The following is a 15,233-nucleotide window of genomic DNA, read 5'->3' on the forward strand; positions in this document are numbered from 1 at the left end:
GTCCGCCAGTCTCACGGGCCCACAGAGGAAGACTGCGATATGTGTAGAAATTATACCACAGGGAAAAAAGGGAGGTATCTTAGGTGAAAAAGACAATTTCTCTACTGATAGCAGTGATGCTTGCAGCAAGCATTTTCTTGGCTTCCGGTCCAATAATCGGGGCGGCTAGTCAGCATTTGAACAATGACTGGAACAGAGGAGTAGTTAAGGGCTTGAAAGACGCTTTTGAAGCATACGGGTATGAGTTTATCCACACAAATGCCAGAGGAGATACTGGTCAGCAAGTGGCAGACGTGGAAAACTTCCTTGCCAGGAAAGTAGATGCAGTCATTATTGCCGGCGGCGAAGGCCCCGCATTCGAACCAGTTATGAAGAAGCTCCAGGAGGCAGGTATTCCTGTCATAACAATTGATATCCCTTCTCAGTACACCTTGTGTAATGTAACTTCGGACAATTTCAATGCCGGTGAAAAACTTGCCCTCTACACAGTAAACAAGCTCGGCAAGAAGGGAAACATAGTTGTTTTCGACACCCCCGGCTGGTATAGCTTGTTGGTCAGAAGCAGAATGCTTGATACAGTTGCTATGGACTATCCTGACATCAAAATCGTTGCCAGATTCGAGTGTTCGGTAATCGATTCGGTCAACAGCAGTTATGAACAGATGAGAAGCTATCTGCTTTCGAATCCAAATGTGAATTCAGTTTACTGTACCTGGGGTCTTCCGGCACTCGGAGCTTCTAAAGCGATAAAGGAGCTAGGCCTCGAAGATAAGATCTTTGTGACCTGTGTCGACGCTGACCAGGCGGTAGTTCATGAAATGATGCTTCCCAACTCTCCGCTCACAGGAGTAGTTGGTCAATACCCTGAGAAGCTGGGACAGATAGCGGTCCAAATGGCAGATTTAGCGATTAAGGGCGAAGCTGACAAGCTCCCTGTCGAAGCTTATGCTCCAATAATCCTAATAGAAAAGGACGCTCCCGAGATCTGGTTTGCAGGTTTGGAGAGAATGCTGCCGGCCCAGGCCTGGGAGGCACTTTACCCGGCGAATTAATGCATTGTTTTGGCTTCCGGCATTCAGCCGGAAGCCATTTCTATCGTTAGGAGAGAAGGATTGTGGAGAAAAGACTCGAAAGAGCTGCCGTTGTAACAGGTGCAGCGAGAGGAATTGGACTGGCCATAGCAAACAGTCTGCTCAGAGATGGATTTCTTGTCTTGGTGACAGACATCGACGAAATTGCATTGAATCAGGCCGACTATGAGTCTCAAGAAACGGATCGGATTCTGAGGATCCCGTGCGATGTTTCAAGGGAAAGAGATGTTCTTCTTCTTTTCAAGGAAGTCGAGTCCAGGTTTGGTTGTCTCGGTGTACTTGTTAACAATGCAGGCATTCAGACTCATGAGCTGGTCGAAGAAATGGATGAGAATTCCTGGGACAGGACTATCCAGATAAATCTCAAGAGTGTCTTTCTTTGCACGAGGAGTGCTATTCCGCTTATGAAAAAGTCTCGTTGGGGAAGAATCATTAACATTTCTTCCATGTCATCCGTACGAGGTTCATACAGGCATGCTCATTACTGTGCATCAAAGGCCGGTGTTGTGGGATTTACGAAGGCAGTCGCTCTAGAGGTTGGAGAGTACAACATTACTTCCAACGCAATTTGCCCAGGAACTATTGAAACCAGAATGATTGAAGAAACAATGAAGATCAAGAGGGAAAAGTGGTTGGAAGAAATCCCCATGAAGAGATTCGGAAAGCCTGAGTACATAGCAGATATGGCCTCATTCTTAGCATCTGACAAAGCTTGTTGGATTACTGGCCAATCAATACACGTTAATGGAGGAATAGTCACACCTTGAAAGGGGATGAGTTGCATTGAGTGAAGAAAGCTTGACGAGAATGATTGATTCAACGATGTTGAAACCCGACGCAACAAAGAGGGACATCGAAGAAGTTTGCAGGCTGGCCATGGAATACAAATTTATGACTGTTGCTATTGGGGCTTCCTGGATTGAGTACGCGTCGGAGATATTGAAGGGTTCAGAAGTAGGAGTTGATGCACCGGTAGGCTTTCCGAACGGCTATTCTACAACTGAATCGAAAGTATTTGAAACAAAAGATGTCCTATTGAAAGGTGCAAGTGAAATAGATATGGTCATAAACATAGGTTGGCTGAAGAGCCAGATGTACGATGAAGTGAAGAATGAGATATTGGCTGTAAGAGATGCGGCCAAAGGCGTAGTCATGAAAGTCATTCTGGAAGTTCATTACCTGACAGATGAAGAAAAAAGGATAGGAGCTAACATAGTTGCAGATGCCGGGGCCGATTTCGTGAAAACATCTACAGGTTTTGCCGACACCGGCTGCACTGAATCCGACGTTAAGCTCCTGCTGGACGAGGTGGGAAACAGGATCCAGGTCAAAGCGTCAGGCGGCATAAGAAAGCTTAGGGACCTTCTTAGATACCATGAGCTCGGTGCGACGCGTTTTGGGGCAAGCAATGCACATCTCCTGATCGATGAATTAAGGAAGACGCCGTTTTATTGATGCGTAAGAGAAGGCATCATTGCTTTTGGTTTTTTGAGTAATGCAAGGGGATTTTCGGGTTGGTTTTCAGTGTTTCGTACAGAGAACTAGCGTCTCGTTTTTTGCTCGAAAGCAGGTAAGATAGATATGAAAGCCAACCTTTTTTGTTTAGGAGTGGGGGAAATGCTTTTAGAAGAGTTTAGAGATAGGGTCAAGAGCTTGAGAGAGCTAATAGCTGCCAGAAGTGCAAGCGCCCTTTTATTGAGCAAGTGCTGTAATTTCTCATGGTTCACTTTCGGAGCCAGGAGTCACATTACCCTGAACTCCACCGAGGGAGAAGCCTCAATTCTCATAACAGGGGACCGCGTCTACATGATCACAAACAATATTGAAAAGCAGAGAATTCAGGAGATCGAGCTGGATGAAAGTCTTCTCGGAGAATTCGGGTTTCTTGAGTATAGCTGGTTTGAGCCCTCCGGAGAGAAAAGGCTGCTGGACAGCGTGGTTAACGGGAAGCTTATATCGGATACGGGAAGATACTCAAGCGAGTATGTTGATATAACACCCATGCGGAGCGTCTTAAGTGAGACGGAAATCGACACGTACAAAGCTCTGGGAAGAGAGTGCGATGAAATCTTCTCCCTGATAGTGCCGGATTTGAATCGACATATGACTGAGCTGGAGGTTCAAGGGCTTTTCTATAGGGCCATGGCAGAGAGGGATATAGAGCCGGTGTTGACACTGGTCTTCTCGGAGGAGAGCTCTCTCAGTTACAGACACAATCTTTCGCGAGATGTCAGACTGGGGAAGAGAGGCTTCGCGAGTATCTGTGCAAGAAAACGAGGGCTGATAATCTCTTCGAGCAGGTCTTTTCTGTTTGAGGCATCAGATGATATCAGGAGGCAACACGAACAAAACTGCCTCATCGATGCAAAAGTTATCGGATGCTCGAAGCCAGGAGTGAAGCTTTCACAGGTTTTTGAGAGGCTAGTAGAGGCCTATGAAACGGCTGGCAGGGCAGGTGAATGGAAACTTCATCACCAGGGAGGAACTGCGGGTTACCTCCCCAGAGAGGTGATTGCTAACCTGAAGAGTGATATCGTTCTCCAAATTGGAAACGCGGTTGCCTGGAACCCGACAATTAGAGGCACGAAGTCCGAGGATACTGTACTTGTAGGCAAGTCACAGAACACGATTCTGTCATTTCCCGATTCGAGCTCCTGGCCGGCTCTTGAATTCGAAATAGACGGTGTATCAGTTAAGAGGCCTGAGATTGTTATTGTTGACTGAGCGACAGTATCAGACCGAGAATCGCTTTTTTCATAATTGACTTATCAAGTTTCATTTGAGTCAACGAATAAGAGTTATAATGAATTGGGCATGGTTTTCTCTTGTCTAAAACAAAGAGCAGACCATAAAAAGGGGTCTTGTTAAGATCCCTTTTTTGAAATGCATAGACCTTGTGCTAAAATGAATTCCGTTCAGCGGGACGGAGGGATCTCAATGAAAACAGTAGTTACGAACAAAAAGGCACGTTTCCAGTACCATCTTATGGATTCATACGAAGCCGGGATCGAGCTTGTCGGCACGGAAGTAAAATCTCTGCGCCTTGGTGGCGCTTCTTTGATAGATGCCTATTGCAAGATCGAAAATGGAGAGATCTTTCTTCTGGAATGCAATATCAGTCAGTATACACATGGAAATGTTTGGAATCACGAGCCGCGCAGAAAACGAAGGCTCCTTATGCATAGGAAGGAGATACTGAGGCTCGATCAGAAGATCAAAGAAAAGGGATTGACGATTATTCCTTTGAGGATATATTTCAACGAAAGAGGAAAGGCGAAGGTTGAGATTTCGCTTGCAAAGGGAAAGAGGCTTTTCGACAAGCGGGAAGATATCGCGAAGAGGGATGTTGAAAGAAGGATGCGTCAACGGACAGACTTGTGAATAATTTTGCTTCCTGGGCGTATTTTTCTTCCGAATAGAGCAGCAATAATGGCTTTGAACCTCAATACTGTTGTGGTATAATCAATCTGTCATATAGTGCCAATAACGCCAATAGCTTTGCAATTATTAAGGGGAGGTGTATTTATGAAGAAAGTCGCTTTAGTAGCTTTGCTCCTTTTTGCGGTCTCACTGGGTCTCTCTACGCCTAAAGCGCTTATAGGTGGTGGTTTTGGAATCAATGCCACTAATCCAGTTTATCAGCCAGAGAGATGGGGTGCCGGTGCTTTTGATCTCTCTCTTCAGCTTCCATTTACTGATAAGATTGGAACCATGTTGAGTGCTCAGGCTGCAATCAGATATCCGACCAATAAGATTGGCCTTTTAAATGCTGACATTTACTTTCAGGTTCTCGAGACGCTCAATCTGAAGGTGAGGCTGCTTGTTAGTGTGGGTTCAGTTCAGGATACCATAGCCGGTCAACAGTCCTGGGAGATAGGAATACTTGATCTAGGAGCTCCTCATCTTGCTCTCGGTGGTGGGTTCCAGATAATGACACCGATCACTGACAAGATGATTCTCAATGGATTTGCCAGGGGTTACAGAGTGAAAGACTATCAGACTCGCCAGGAGGGAGACTTCCCCGGCGGAGATTACTGGCCCCTTCCCGAGTTCTTCTCTGTAGGACTTGGAGTACTCTACGAATTCTAATCAAGAGCTAAAGAGGCTTTTTTGAGCAAGTATTTTTTGCTATTCTTTGTTCTATTTTTTTCTATTGTTGGTTTAGCGGTAACGGGTTACGACAAATTCTTACATTATTCTGTTAGTTATACCGCCTTTGGACTTTCAAGTTACCTTCTTGGGGACACAGGCGGTTTTGCCTTTACCGCATTACTGGGTGTGGGGAAGGAAGTCTGGGATCTGATTTCAGGCAGAGGTTCCGCGGAGGTTGGAGACCTCATCGCAGACTTTGCAGGCATAGCATCAGCCTATAGTTTTGTTCACAGCCTGCCATTCAGGCCGATAATAATCTTTAGATGGGTATTCTAGAGGGCAATTCATTCATGTTGAGTTCCGGTCAGCGGCCAATCGGCAGGTTTCTGGATGCCGTGTTTCTCTGCCAGTGTTGTGAGCAGTAGTTTTGTCTTGTTATCCAGTTCTATTCCCGACTCTAGAGATCTGTCCCTTGCTAATGCCTCTTTCTCTCCGTGATAGTAGATCTTTTCATGACCCTTGGCTTTATCACTTGAAACGATTTCGTCGACTATCCTTTCCATGTGTCTTACTAGGTGTGAAGCTTCTCCAAAGAGCTTAAGGTCTAAACAGCCAAAGAAGTGGCACACGCCAGCCTGGGAACTCGAGTAAGTCTTTGCGCTCCAAGTCCCCAAAGATAGCCCGGCAGACAGCAGATCTACAAGAAGCGCCATCCCAAACCCTTTGTGACCACCAAAATCCTCATCGGATCCTCCCAAGGGAAGAATACCTCCGGAGTTTCGATTGTTGAAGTTGTTCAGAACCCTTCTGGGAGAGGTTGTGCTACTACCTGTTTCATCCACTGCCCAGCCATTTGGAATGTCTCTTCCCAGCCTATCGTAAACCTCTAATTTTCCCCTGGTCACAACGCTAGTAGCCATATCCAGTATGAAATCCTTCTTCGATCCAGGGATGGCTACTGAAAAGGGATTTGTTCCGAGAATGGCCTCCTTCCCGAAAGTCGGAACGACGAGAGGGTAGCTGTTGGTCATTGCTATCCCTATCATCTTTTCTGAAAGCGCCTTTTCGGAATAATAGGCTGAGATTCCGTAGTGATTTGAGTTTCTGACCGAGACAAGGCCGATCATCGACTTCTTCGCTTTGGTTATTGCAAGATCCATCGCGTAGTTGGAAACACATTGTCCTGGGCCGCCGTTACCGTCAATTGTGGCCGAAATCGGAGTATCATGTACTATCGATGGCTTGGAATCGAGCAGGATATTTCCGCTATCTCTTTCCTTAATGTACCTACCAAGTCTTGCAACACCATGTGAAGGAATGCCACGCAAATCAGCTTCCAACAAAACGTCCACTATTTCATGAGCGGCCTCTATGTTGAAATTCTCGGAAAGAAGGATCTCTTCGCAGAGCTTCCTGAGGTTTTCATATGCTACGAGTCTACCCATAATTACCTAGTCCTTTCAAAGTAGTTCCTTGCTATTTCTACATAAAGCCTTCGGGCCCTATGGACTTCTTCAAGTTTCACATATTCGTTCGACCTGTGCGCCATTGAGGGGCTTCCGGGACCTAGTATTACTGTCTCAATCCCTTGCGATGCAGTAAAGGCACCGTCAGTGAAGTAGGTCATTGAGAGCTCTTCGGCTTTCAGGGCTTTCTTTTTGAGCACTTCCTTAACAGATTCAGTGAGAGTGCCTGAAGAGGAGAAAGACTCCCTGTTGAGCAAAATGATTTTCTCTGATTGATTGTATTTGCTTAGAACGGAATCTACGAGAGCGATGATTTCTGAAGAATCTGTGTTCTCTGCAAAACGAATGTCGATAACACATTCGGCCTCATCGGGAACGGTATTTTCTTTTGATCCACCTCGAATGATGTTCAGGCTCTCAGTAAGGCCTTCTGTTTTCCCTAGAACCTGAGAAAGCTCATTGTAGGCACTGAAAAGCCTTGTAACTGCGTTAACTCCGTTTTGCGGTTGCGAACCGTGCGCTGATTTGCCTTTGAATTTCAGTTTAAGCCAGAGCGCTCCCTTCTCTCCGGTGGCAAGTCCTAAAGAAGTGGGCTCACCAATCAGCACAGCCGAGATGTCGAATGGTTTGTGTTCAAGAAAGTACTGTATTCCCGAGCAACCGACTTCTTCGTCGCACGTGGCAAGAAGAGCCACGTTTCCGCAGAACTCCCTATCTTCCGAAAGATCTACAAGCGCCGCAATTAAGGCCGAAAGACCACCCTTCATATCTGCGGAACCTCTGGCATAGAGCTCCCCGTCTATCTGTTCAGGTTTGAAAGGATCGGTATTCCAGTTTGAACCGGCGGGTACAACATCCATATGACCGGAGAAGACTAAATATGAGATTCGGGGATCGCGTTCGATCCTTGCAAGGAGATTCGAACGGTTATCGGCAACTCGGTGAATCTCTACGCTCACTTCTTTTCGCGTGAGAGTTCTCTCGATTATCGATACGGCGAGATCTTCATTACCCGGAGGATTCGTTGTGTTGGCAGAGCATAACTCAAAAAGAAGACTTTCGAGTTGGGAATCACTGTAACTCATAGTTTTATCCCCACATTCCAGATTGAGAAATCATCCTGTCCAAGAATCTCTGATTTAGTCTTTTCGCCGTTAGCAACTCTCAGAACAAGTTCGAAAAGCCTCTTTCCGCCTTCTTCTAATGTCTCTTTTCCGGAGATTATCGCACTGCAATCAAAATCGATGTTCATCTTCATCTTTTTAGCCGTTTCGTGGTTTCCAGTTATTTTTATAACAGGTGCTATCGCATTGCCTGTAGGAGTTCCCTGCCCGGTAGTAAAAAGCACAACTGTAGAGCCACCGGCAACCATTCCTGTGACAGATTCTACATCATATCCGGGCGTATCCATAAGGTAAAGACCTGGCTCCGGATCAATTAATTCGCCGTACTCTTTAACACCTACTATCGGTACTTTGCCGCCCTTAATCATTGCTCCAAGCGACTTTTCTTCAAGTGTGGTCAGTCCTCCCCGTACGTTCCCAGGAGAGATGTTGTTGGGGACGTTTTCTTTATCCACCACATCGCGGCTGTTCTTCATGCTTTCATCAATCATTCTCTTTAGCATCCCTGCAAATCGCCTCTTCATTTCTTCGTTTTTCATTCTCTCAAAGAGGAGGTGTTCTGCACCGACCAGTTCAGTGGTCTCAGAGAGTATCACACGACCTTCTTCTCTCCATAGAATGTCGGCAGCCTCGCCGACTACAGGATTGGCCGACAAACCCGAAGAGAAGTCGGAACCACCGCATTCCATGCCTAGGACAAGTCTTGAAAGCGGAACTTCCTCTCTTTCACTCTTCGAAGCTTCCTCTACCATTTTCCTGACAATTGCAGTTCCCCTTTCTACAGCTTCTACGGTTCCGTAGTCTTGAACCATTATTAGTCCGGCCGGTTTTCCGCTGTCTAGAATCACGTCCCTCAGTTCATGTGGGGACACCCTTTCACAACCGAGCCCAACAACAAGAACGGCTGCCACATTAGGATTTAGCGCAGTATTAATCAGCGTTCTTCTAGTCTGCTGAAAGTCCTCTCCCAGTTGAGCGCAGCCTTGATTGTGGCAGGCCACTACCGATCCGGGAACAGCGGCCGAAATCTTTCTGGCAACATTCGAAGAGCAAAGAACACTGGGGAGAACGAGGACGTGATTTCTCACTCCAACACTTCCGTCACTTCTTAAATAACCCATCATGGTCTTCATAATATCTGGCCTAAGCCCTGTCACCTCCCTCTTTGATCTCCGTTCGTTCGCTTACAACATTTTGGATGTGAACATGCTGGCCCGTCGAGATGTTCGAAGTTGCAATCCCTATCTTGTTATTGTATTTGATTATTCTCTCGTTTCTTTTGATGTCTCTCACAGCGACTTTGTGACCGAAAGGTATTTCTTCCTTCGCAACCAGAATCTGCAATCCGGAAATACCCTTCACCTCTATCTCTTCGCCGATATCCACTTTCTCAAGCACCGTTGCGACATTGTCGTTTAAAGACAGCAAAATAGCATGCTTCATTTCTAATCCTCCAATTGGGCAAAGCTTTCTTTGGCAGCATAGTCAATATGGTTGGAACTGAGTATAGAACATATCATATTCATTGAGTGCTTGAGATGAACTTCCAGGGCAGCAGAAGCCTTCTCCAGGTCTCCTTCCAGGATGCTCTGCGCGATTTTGAAATGTTCCTCCATCTCGTTAATTATCCAGTCTTTTTGCTGTTCAAGAAGGTGGTATTTGATCACGTTCCGCATTCTGGCGAGCAGTATCGAGATCTTCGACATCATTTCAATTAGATATTCATTATTGCATTTATTGAGTATCTCCCTGTGCAGCCTGTAGTCAATATCATAAGGAACTTTGTTCTTTGTCTCCTCCGGTTCCGAGAGGTGTCTTCTCATCCTCACGATCAGATTCGATATAATCTCTCTGTCGATCCGATTAATTGATTCACTCAATGCAAGTTTCTCAAGCACAAGCCTTATCGGGAATAGTTTTCTGACGTCATTTTCGAGAATCTCCTTTACGTAAAAACTCTTGGCTGCTCCCGGTGCGACAAGACCATCTTCCTTCAGCCTGTGAAGAGCCCCCCTTACCGGAGTAGAAGAAACGCCGTAGATTCTCTTCAGCTTCTCGATCGTCAATCTCGCTCCGGGAGGGATTTCCAGCTCTACGATGCTATCCCTCATTGATCTGTAGAGCTGCTGCTGGATTCCCTGAAAGTGATTTGTGTCTGCCAATCTGTTCAAAGTGATCCCCCCAGGATTTGAGGGAAAGCTTTCAGAAATGAAGCAGTTTCCCTTAGAGTTTCTATCTGATCTTCATCACAGAAGACCTCGACACTGTATTCACCGACATAACTCGATTTGCTCAGCATTTTCAAGAAGCTCTGAAAATCAATCGCGCCCCGCCCCAGAGGTTTGTGATTCGTATCTGCTAGGTGAACGTGTTTTATCAGCTCGATGTTCGAACTTACAAAAGCGGGATCCTTCAACTCATCGAAATGGTCAGAATCAAGGAGAATTCCAAAACTCTTTAGCTCTCTCTCAGAAAGAAAAGAGGCGGCTTCGACACAGTTATTAAGGATCGGGCAGACCACCTTCCTCAATGGTTCTATCAAAACGGACAACCCCTCGAGTTCACTTCTCACATATGAATCGATTTTTCCCAGCGACTCTCCAAGCCTCTCGAGTGACCTCTGGAGGCCGTCGGACCATATTACTCCCCTAAGTCTGCCGATATTAAGGTTAACTCCTAGAGCATGTGCCTTCTTGGCTGCCTGCAAAAAGGAGTTCAGCGCTCTCTTTCTTTCGTTCGCGTCTATGTGGTTCAGGTAAAGGCCGGCAGTTCCTGCCATCTCGCCAGTGCAGAGAAATATGCACTTCAAAGAGTACTGTCGCTCGAGTCGCTTCAGTTTTTCAACATCCACTTTTTCGGGTTCGGCGATCATGAGCTCAAAAGAGTTGAAACCGGCACCCGCCACTGCGGCGAGCGTCTCTTCCAACCTGCCGGTGAGGCCAGTGACCTTTGCACTGGCCGGAATATCCTCGTTGGCCACCATAAAGCTTACTGCCATCTCTTTCACCTCAGCCCACCGCACTCACTAGTGCCATTGAGAGCGAAACCGCTTTTGCGAATTCATTGTCGCTCCTCGATGTGAGAACAACGGGGAATCCTGCTCCCAAAAGGAGCCCGGCCGTCTTGGACTTGCCTAGATGTACGAGCCCTTTAATAAGGTTGGCCGCTGATTCAAGATTAGAACAGACCAGTATGTCGGCCTCGCCTCCGACCTTAGACGTAATTCCCTTCTTCAGTGCCGCTTCCTTTTTCAGGGCAGTATCTATGGGCAGGGGGCCGTCCACGAGACACACTCCAAATTGCCCTCTTTCCGCCATTTTAGACAACACGGCTCCTTCAACGAGGTCGCGATTTGTTACCGACACTCGCTCATTTATACCGATTACCGCGACCCTTGGTTCACTTATTCCGATCGATCTTGCAAACTCAACGGCATTCCTGAGTATCTCTGCCTTTTCCTTCAAATCAGGTGCAACGTTGACCGTCCCATCAGTTATGAAAAGCAGTTTTGGATGCTCGGGGACCTCCATACAGGAAATGTGACTTATAAGCTTTCCGCTAGCCTTTACCCTGGGGCTCTTGAAGAGCTCTCTCAGAAACACGGTGGTATTGATGTCGCCTTTCATTAGGACGGCGGGAGTATCTCCCTCCAAAGCAGCGACTGCATTTGAAGCATTATCTTCTTCGGATTCTCCTTCGACAACACGCGCCGTGTTCAGAAACCCTTCAGATGCCGCTTCCTTTATCTCTTCCAATCTTCCGAAGAGAGTGAATTCAAAATTGCCGTTAGAGGAGGCAGTTGATTCTATGGTCTTCATCGTCTTTCGATCATGCGGCTGCACGCAATTTACTCTCACGCGCTTCTGCAACTTACTTGCTTCAAGAATGAACTCAGAAAGGGAATTAATCATCGATCATCACCTCAGTATTCCAGGGCCTCTTCGATCCCCTGTATTACTCTGTGCGCTCCTTCGGCAAGGCTTTCCATCTCGTATTCTCCCGGGAAAAGAAGAACTCTTATACCCTTCAGTTTCGCAAGAAGTCTTTCTCTGACGTAGTCACACTTCACTACGCCGCCCGTAATGGCAAGGGCGTCGGGAACTCCGTCAAATACCGCCAGCAGACTGTATGAGTATTTTGCAATATTGTAAATGTACGCTTCAAGCGGCATAGAATCGATTTCTCCATTTTTGACGCCTTCGGCGATCCGTTCAACGTCGCGCATTCCGAAGTGGGAAAACAGACCGCCCCTGTGAGCCAGGTATTCGAGATAATCGTCTCTCGAGCGAGCAAACTCCGCCAATTCGTGAGTCGGGAGGGCGCCCGCTCTTTCCACAGAAAAGGGACCTTCCTTGTCGCTGTTATAGAGATCGACCATCTTTCCGTTCAGATGGGCGCTTACCGAGGAACCACCACCTAAATGGGCCACTATGAGCTTCGCTTCTTCGTACCTCTTTCCCAGTTCAGTCGCAGCTTTCTTCGCGACTGCCTTCATGTTCAACGCATGGGAGAGTGAGTTTCTTCTGATCTCCTCTATTCCCGTTATTCTTGCCCACTCGGCGAGTTCGTCCACACTGATCGGGTCGACGGTGAAAGCCGGCATTCCGAATTCCTGAGCCAGTTCAAAAGCTATCACGACCGCTGTGTTTGCAGGGTGAATGCCCTGAAGGCCCTTTCTGGCGTCATTGACCATCTCTCTGTTGATGCGGTAAACTCCGGAATTCAGAGGTTTCAATCTTCCTCCTCTGGCCGCCACGGCAGTCAGTTGGGATGGTCTTATCCCGTTTCTGTCCAGTTCTTTGAGGATCTGATCCTTCCTTATTGTGTACTGATCGGGAAAAAGGGGAAGCTCGAGCATACCATCGCCAAGAGAAAGCGTCTTCTTGAACACTTCATTCCCATCTTTGAAGACGGCCACCTTGGTTGATGTCGAACCGGGATTTATGACGAGAATCAGACTCATTTCATGTAATCTCCGACTATTCTCTTGAATTCGTCAAGTTCGAGGACCGTGTTTCTTATTCTTCCTTCCTTTCGCACAATTTCCGTCAGTTCTTCAAGCTGGTCTTCTGTCGCCTGTATGCCCAATCTCTTCAACCAGTATTTTATGCTTGCCTGACCGCTGAAGGCGCCGAGCTTCACGTCTATCTCGCCCATTCCTACGAGCGAAGGAAGGTACGGGGTCATGGCGGCGTTAATTCCGGCCGCATTCAACTTGTCGATTGCATCAACTACGATGCCCGATTCGACCCAGAAGAGACGCTTCCCAACGACCGGCTTATTGTTCGCCACCGGGATTTTCGAAATATCCTCGACCAGTCGCGAAGTGTATCCGATCTTCCTCAGATCGACTCCTGTATCTATCCCCATCAGGAGTTTCAGGCCGGCGGCGACCTCTTCGGTAGCTACGTTGCCCGTCCTTTCGCCAAGCCCGTTGATCGAGCTGTGAATGCCTGATACACCGGCTCTTACTGCGGCGAAAACCGATCCCATTGCGAGGCCGAATTCATTGTGAACGTGGAACTCCAGCGGGATGTCCGGAATGGCCTTCCTAAGCTCAGTGAAGATGAACTCGATTGCAAATGGGGAGGCGACTCCAAAGCTATCCACAAAGACAATACTCTCCGGTTTTGCTTGCTTTGCCACTTCTGTGAAGACTTTCAAGACATAATCTGGGGTCGATCTTGTTGCGTCCCAGCCCATGAAGGTCGGCTTCATGCCCTGTTCCTTCGCGTAGAGTATTGCCGAAACGACTCGGTCGATCAGTTTTTCGGGGGACACACCATAGACAAGCTCGTTATCGTATGGATTTACCGCGTGTTCGACCACTACTCGTGTGGCGCCGCAATCGACAGATTCATCGATATCCTTCTTCAAAGACCTTGCGAATGGAACGATTTCCGAATCGAGATTCATGTCAACGAGTCTACGTATAGCCCTCTTGTTCTCGTCGGAGACTATCGGCATTCCGACCTCAATGGACTTCACACCCAAATCATTCAGCGCAACTCCGATTCTCACCCTTTGATCCTCGCTCCAGGTAAGACCACAAGTCTGTTCTCCATCTCTCAGCGTAACGTCGTGTATGTAGATACTGTCTTTTGCGTTTTCTCCCTGGATATCTCTCTCATAGTTGAGAGGACTCACCCAGCGGGATTCATCGAAGTATGGTGTTCCATTTAGCTTCATGTAATCAAGATCTTTCGGTTTCATTATTGTGCCTCCTTATTCGATATTTCCGGCAATACAAGTGAGTTCTGAAGAACCGCGATTCTTTTGCCGGCCGGCGCCACTCGGTCAACAACCGATTGAATATCTTGATGGACCGTTAACCCGAGTTCATTGAACTGATCTGCAAATTTAGTGTCACTCACAATGTGAATCCTTTTCTTCTCAATAACTTTCCTTACTGCATAGGCCGCCACATACGCTAGCGGGTCTTCGGTGGTAATCATGTCCAGTCTTTCTAGGATCTTTTCTGCCTCCAACTTGAGTAATGAGGCGAATAGAGGATGGTCGCCAAAGCCTTCATCGAGTGACGAGACCATAACGATGTCTCCTCCATTTCTGGTAACAAGATCGGATGTGTACAGAGCTTTGCCGCACTGCCAGAAATCGGTCACAGAGGGGAATGAAGATATCACGGTGACATCGGCCCTTTCCGGGTACTCTCGGAGCAGCTCTTCTCTCGCGACTTTGACGCCTTCTCTGTGCGCAGTTACATGATTGCCCGATACACATCCGGCGATTCTTCCTTCGATATCGTAGTAGAAATTTATTATGAAATCAAGTCCCACTCGTTTTCCGGTTTCATCTATAAGTTCCCTGAACTCATTGTCAAGAACTCCGACGTCGGCTCTGCTCTTCAGTATTGCCATCCTGTGCGACAAAAACACAGTTTCATATGCAGAGACGCCCGGAATTACAATTTTAGCTCCACCCGACCATCCGGAGAACCTGTGGGGAACGATCGAACCCACTCCAATTGTGAGGTCGGCTCCAACCGCTTCGTTTATCCTAATCGGCACTCCTAGGAATTCTCCATAGTCTTCCATCCTGCCGGCTGCTTCGGCATCGTGCTGGATGATCTTAGTATCGCGAGAAAAACTGCCAAACTTCTCACTTAGCTCATCAGACGTCATTTGTCTGTGAGTTCCAGTCGCGACAAGCAAGGAGACTTTGCTCCAGGGAATCTTGTTTTCGACGAAAAGCGATTTCATGAAAGAGAGAGTCTCAAAGATCGGAGAGTGCCTTGTATGATCCTCTACGATCAGGACTATCTCTTTCGCAGATTCCGCAAGCTCCAGGATCGGAGCAGCATCAAACGGCTTCAGTAACGATTCGCGCAGAGAGCTGCCCTCTTCGCTTCTCTCAACAGGTGAAGTCGGAAGAAGTACTCTTCCCGCCGGAACTTCCAACTGAAGCCTCTCCTTCTCTCTATAGTCAAGTGAGAATTTCAT

At 47.3% G+C, this 15,233-nt stretch carries 17 protein-coding genes; 7 read left to right on the plus strand and 10 right to left on the minus strand.

The genetic code is table 11. The annotated features are described in order from the left end of the window. Positions 1 to 83 precede the first annotated feature (83 nt). The 7 genes from B3K91_RS10440 (at position 84) to B3K91_RS10470 (ending at position 5,519) form a co-directional block, all read left to right on the plus strand. On the plus strand, positions 84 to 1,052 hold the full coding sequence (locus B3K91_RS10440) for a sugar ABC transporter substrate-binding protein (RefSeq protein ID WP_292595035.1): 969 nt from the start codon (positions 84 to 86) through the stop codon (positions 1,050 to 1,052). Between the two features lie 62 nt (positions 1,053 to 1,114). Next, positions 1,115 to 1,858: an SDR family NAD(P)-dependent oxidoreductase gene (locus B3K91_RS10445; protein WP_292595037.1), complete on the plus strand. Its 744-nt coding sequence runs from the start codon at positions 1,115 to 1,117 to the stop codon at positions 1,856 to 1,858. A gap of 16 nt (positions 1,859 to 1,874) precedes the next feature. Beyond that, entirely contained in the window at positions 1,875 to 2,546 is a 672-nt protein-coding gene (deoC, locus tag B3K91_RS10450; protein ID WP_213917679.1) for a deoxyribose-phosphate aldolase, read from the plus strand. Positions 2,547 to 2,708: 162 nt separating this feature from the next. Then, complete coding sequence (locus tag B3K91_RS10455) at positions 2,709 to 3,815, plus strand: M24 family metallopeptidase (RefSeq protein WP_292595044.1); 1,107 nt, start codon at positions 2,709 to 2,711, stop codon at positions 3,813 to 3,815. A gap of 213 nt (positions 3,816 to 4,028) precedes the next feature. Further along, entirely contained in the window at positions 4,029 to 4,472 is a 444-nt protein-coding gene (gene smpB / locus B3K91_RS10460) for an SsrA-binding protein SmpB (RefSeq protein WP_292595046.1), read from the plus strand. A 144-nt stretch (positions 4,473 to 4,616) separates the two neighbouring features. Beyond that, positions 4,617 to 5,180 (plus strand): hypothetical protein, encoded by a 564-nt coding sequence (locus tag B3K91_RS10465; protein WP_103135185.1) that lies wholly within the window; start codon positions 4,617 to 4,619, stop codon positions 5,178 to 5,180. Between the two features lie 21 nt (positions 5,181 to 5,201). Beyond that, complete coding sequence (locus tag B3K91_RS10470) at positions 5,202 to 5,519, plus strand: hypothetical protein (RefSeq protein ID WP_292595050.1); 318 nt, start codon at positions 5,202 to 5,204, stop codon at positions 5,517 to 5,519. Between the two features lie 8 nt (positions 5,520 to 5,527). Here the strand turns inward: B3K91_RS10470 and B3K91_RS10475 are convergent, their stop codons facing one another. The 10 genes from B3K91_RS10475 to B3K91_RS10520 are packed head-to-tail and all read right to left on the minus strand — an operon-like array spanning position 5,528 to position 15,233. After that, a complete protein-coding gene (locus B3K91_RS10475; protein ID WP_292595053.1) occupies positions 5,528 to 6,628 on the minus strand; it encodes an Ldh family oxidoreductase in 1,101 nt (366 codons plus the stop codon). A gap of 2 nt (positions 6,629 to 6,630) precedes the next feature. Beyond that, on the minus strand, positions 6,631 to 7,734 hold the full coding sequence (locus tag B3K91_RS10480) for a M20 family metallopeptidase (RefSeq protein WP_292595054.1): 1,104 nt from the start codon (positions 7,732 to 7,734) through the stop codon (positions 6,631 to 6,633). Next, positions 7,731 to 8,930, minus strand: coding sequence for a UxaA family hydrolase (locus B3K91_RS10485; protein ID WP_292595057.1), 1,200 nt, complete (start codon positions 8,928 to 8,930; stop codon positions 7,731 to 7,733). The genes B3K91_RS10480 and B3K91_RS10485 overlap by 4 nt, the downstream gene beginning before the upstream one ends. Next, on the minus strand, positions 8,917 to 9,216 hold the full coding sequence (locus tag B3K91_RS10490; protein ID WP_292595058.1) for a UxaA family hydrolase: 300 nt from the start codon (positions 9,214 to 9,216) through the stop codon (positions 8,917 to 8,919). The genes B3K91_RS10485 and B3K91_RS10490 overlap by 14 nt, the downstream gene beginning before the upstream one ends. 2 nt (positions 9,217 to 9,218) lie before the next feature. Continuing rightward, positions 9,219 to 9,944 (minus strand): GntR family transcriptional regulator, encoded by a 726-nt coding sequence (locus B3K91_RS10495; protein ID WP_292595059.1) that lies wholly within the window; start codon positions 9,942 to 9,944, stop codon positions 9,219 to 9,221. Next, complete coding sequence (locus B3K91_RS10500; protein WP_292595062.1) at positions 9,941 to 10,771, minus strand: sugar phosphate isomerase/epimerase family protein; 831 nt, start codon at positions 10,769 to 10,771, stop codon at positions 9,941 to 9,943. The genes B3K91_RS10495 and B3K91_RS10500 overlap by 4 nt, the downstream gene beginning before the upstream one ends. Before the next feature lie 10 nt (positions 10,772 to 10,781). Continuing rightward, positions 10,782 to 11,684 (minus strand): phosphate acyltransferase, encoded by a 903-nt coding sequence (locus B3K91_RS10505; protein WP_292595064.1) that lies wholly within the window; start codon positions 11,682 to 11,684, stop codon positions 10,782 to 10,784. Between the two features lie 11 nt (positions 11,685 to 11,695). Beyond that, entirely contained in the window at positions 11,696 to 12,736 is a 1,041-nt protein-coding gene (gene buk / locus B3K91_RS10510; protein ID WP_292592913.1) for a butyrate kinase, read from the minus strand. Next, positions 12,733 to 13,986: a LeuA family protein gene (locus tag B3K91_RS10515; protein WP_292595067.1), complete on the minus strand. Its 1,254-nt coding sequence runs from the start codon at positions 13,984 to 13,986 to the stop codon at positions 12,733 to 12,735. Before B3K91_RS10515 ends, buk begins: the two co-directional genes overlap by 4 nt. Continuing rightward, positions 13,986 to 15,233: a lactate racemase domain-containing protein gene (locus B3K91_RS10520; protein WP_292595069.1), complete on the minus strand. Its 1,248-nt coding sequence runs from the start codon at positions 15,231 to 15,233 to the stop codon at positions 13,986 to 13,988. Before B3K91_RS10520 ends, B3K91_RS10515 begins: the two co-directional genes overlap by 1 nt.

The sequence above is a fragment of the Mesotoga sp. UBA5847 genome (genome assembly GCF_002432735.1).
GTDB lineage: Bacteria > Thermotogota > Thermotogae > Petrotogales > Kosmotogaceae > Mesotoga.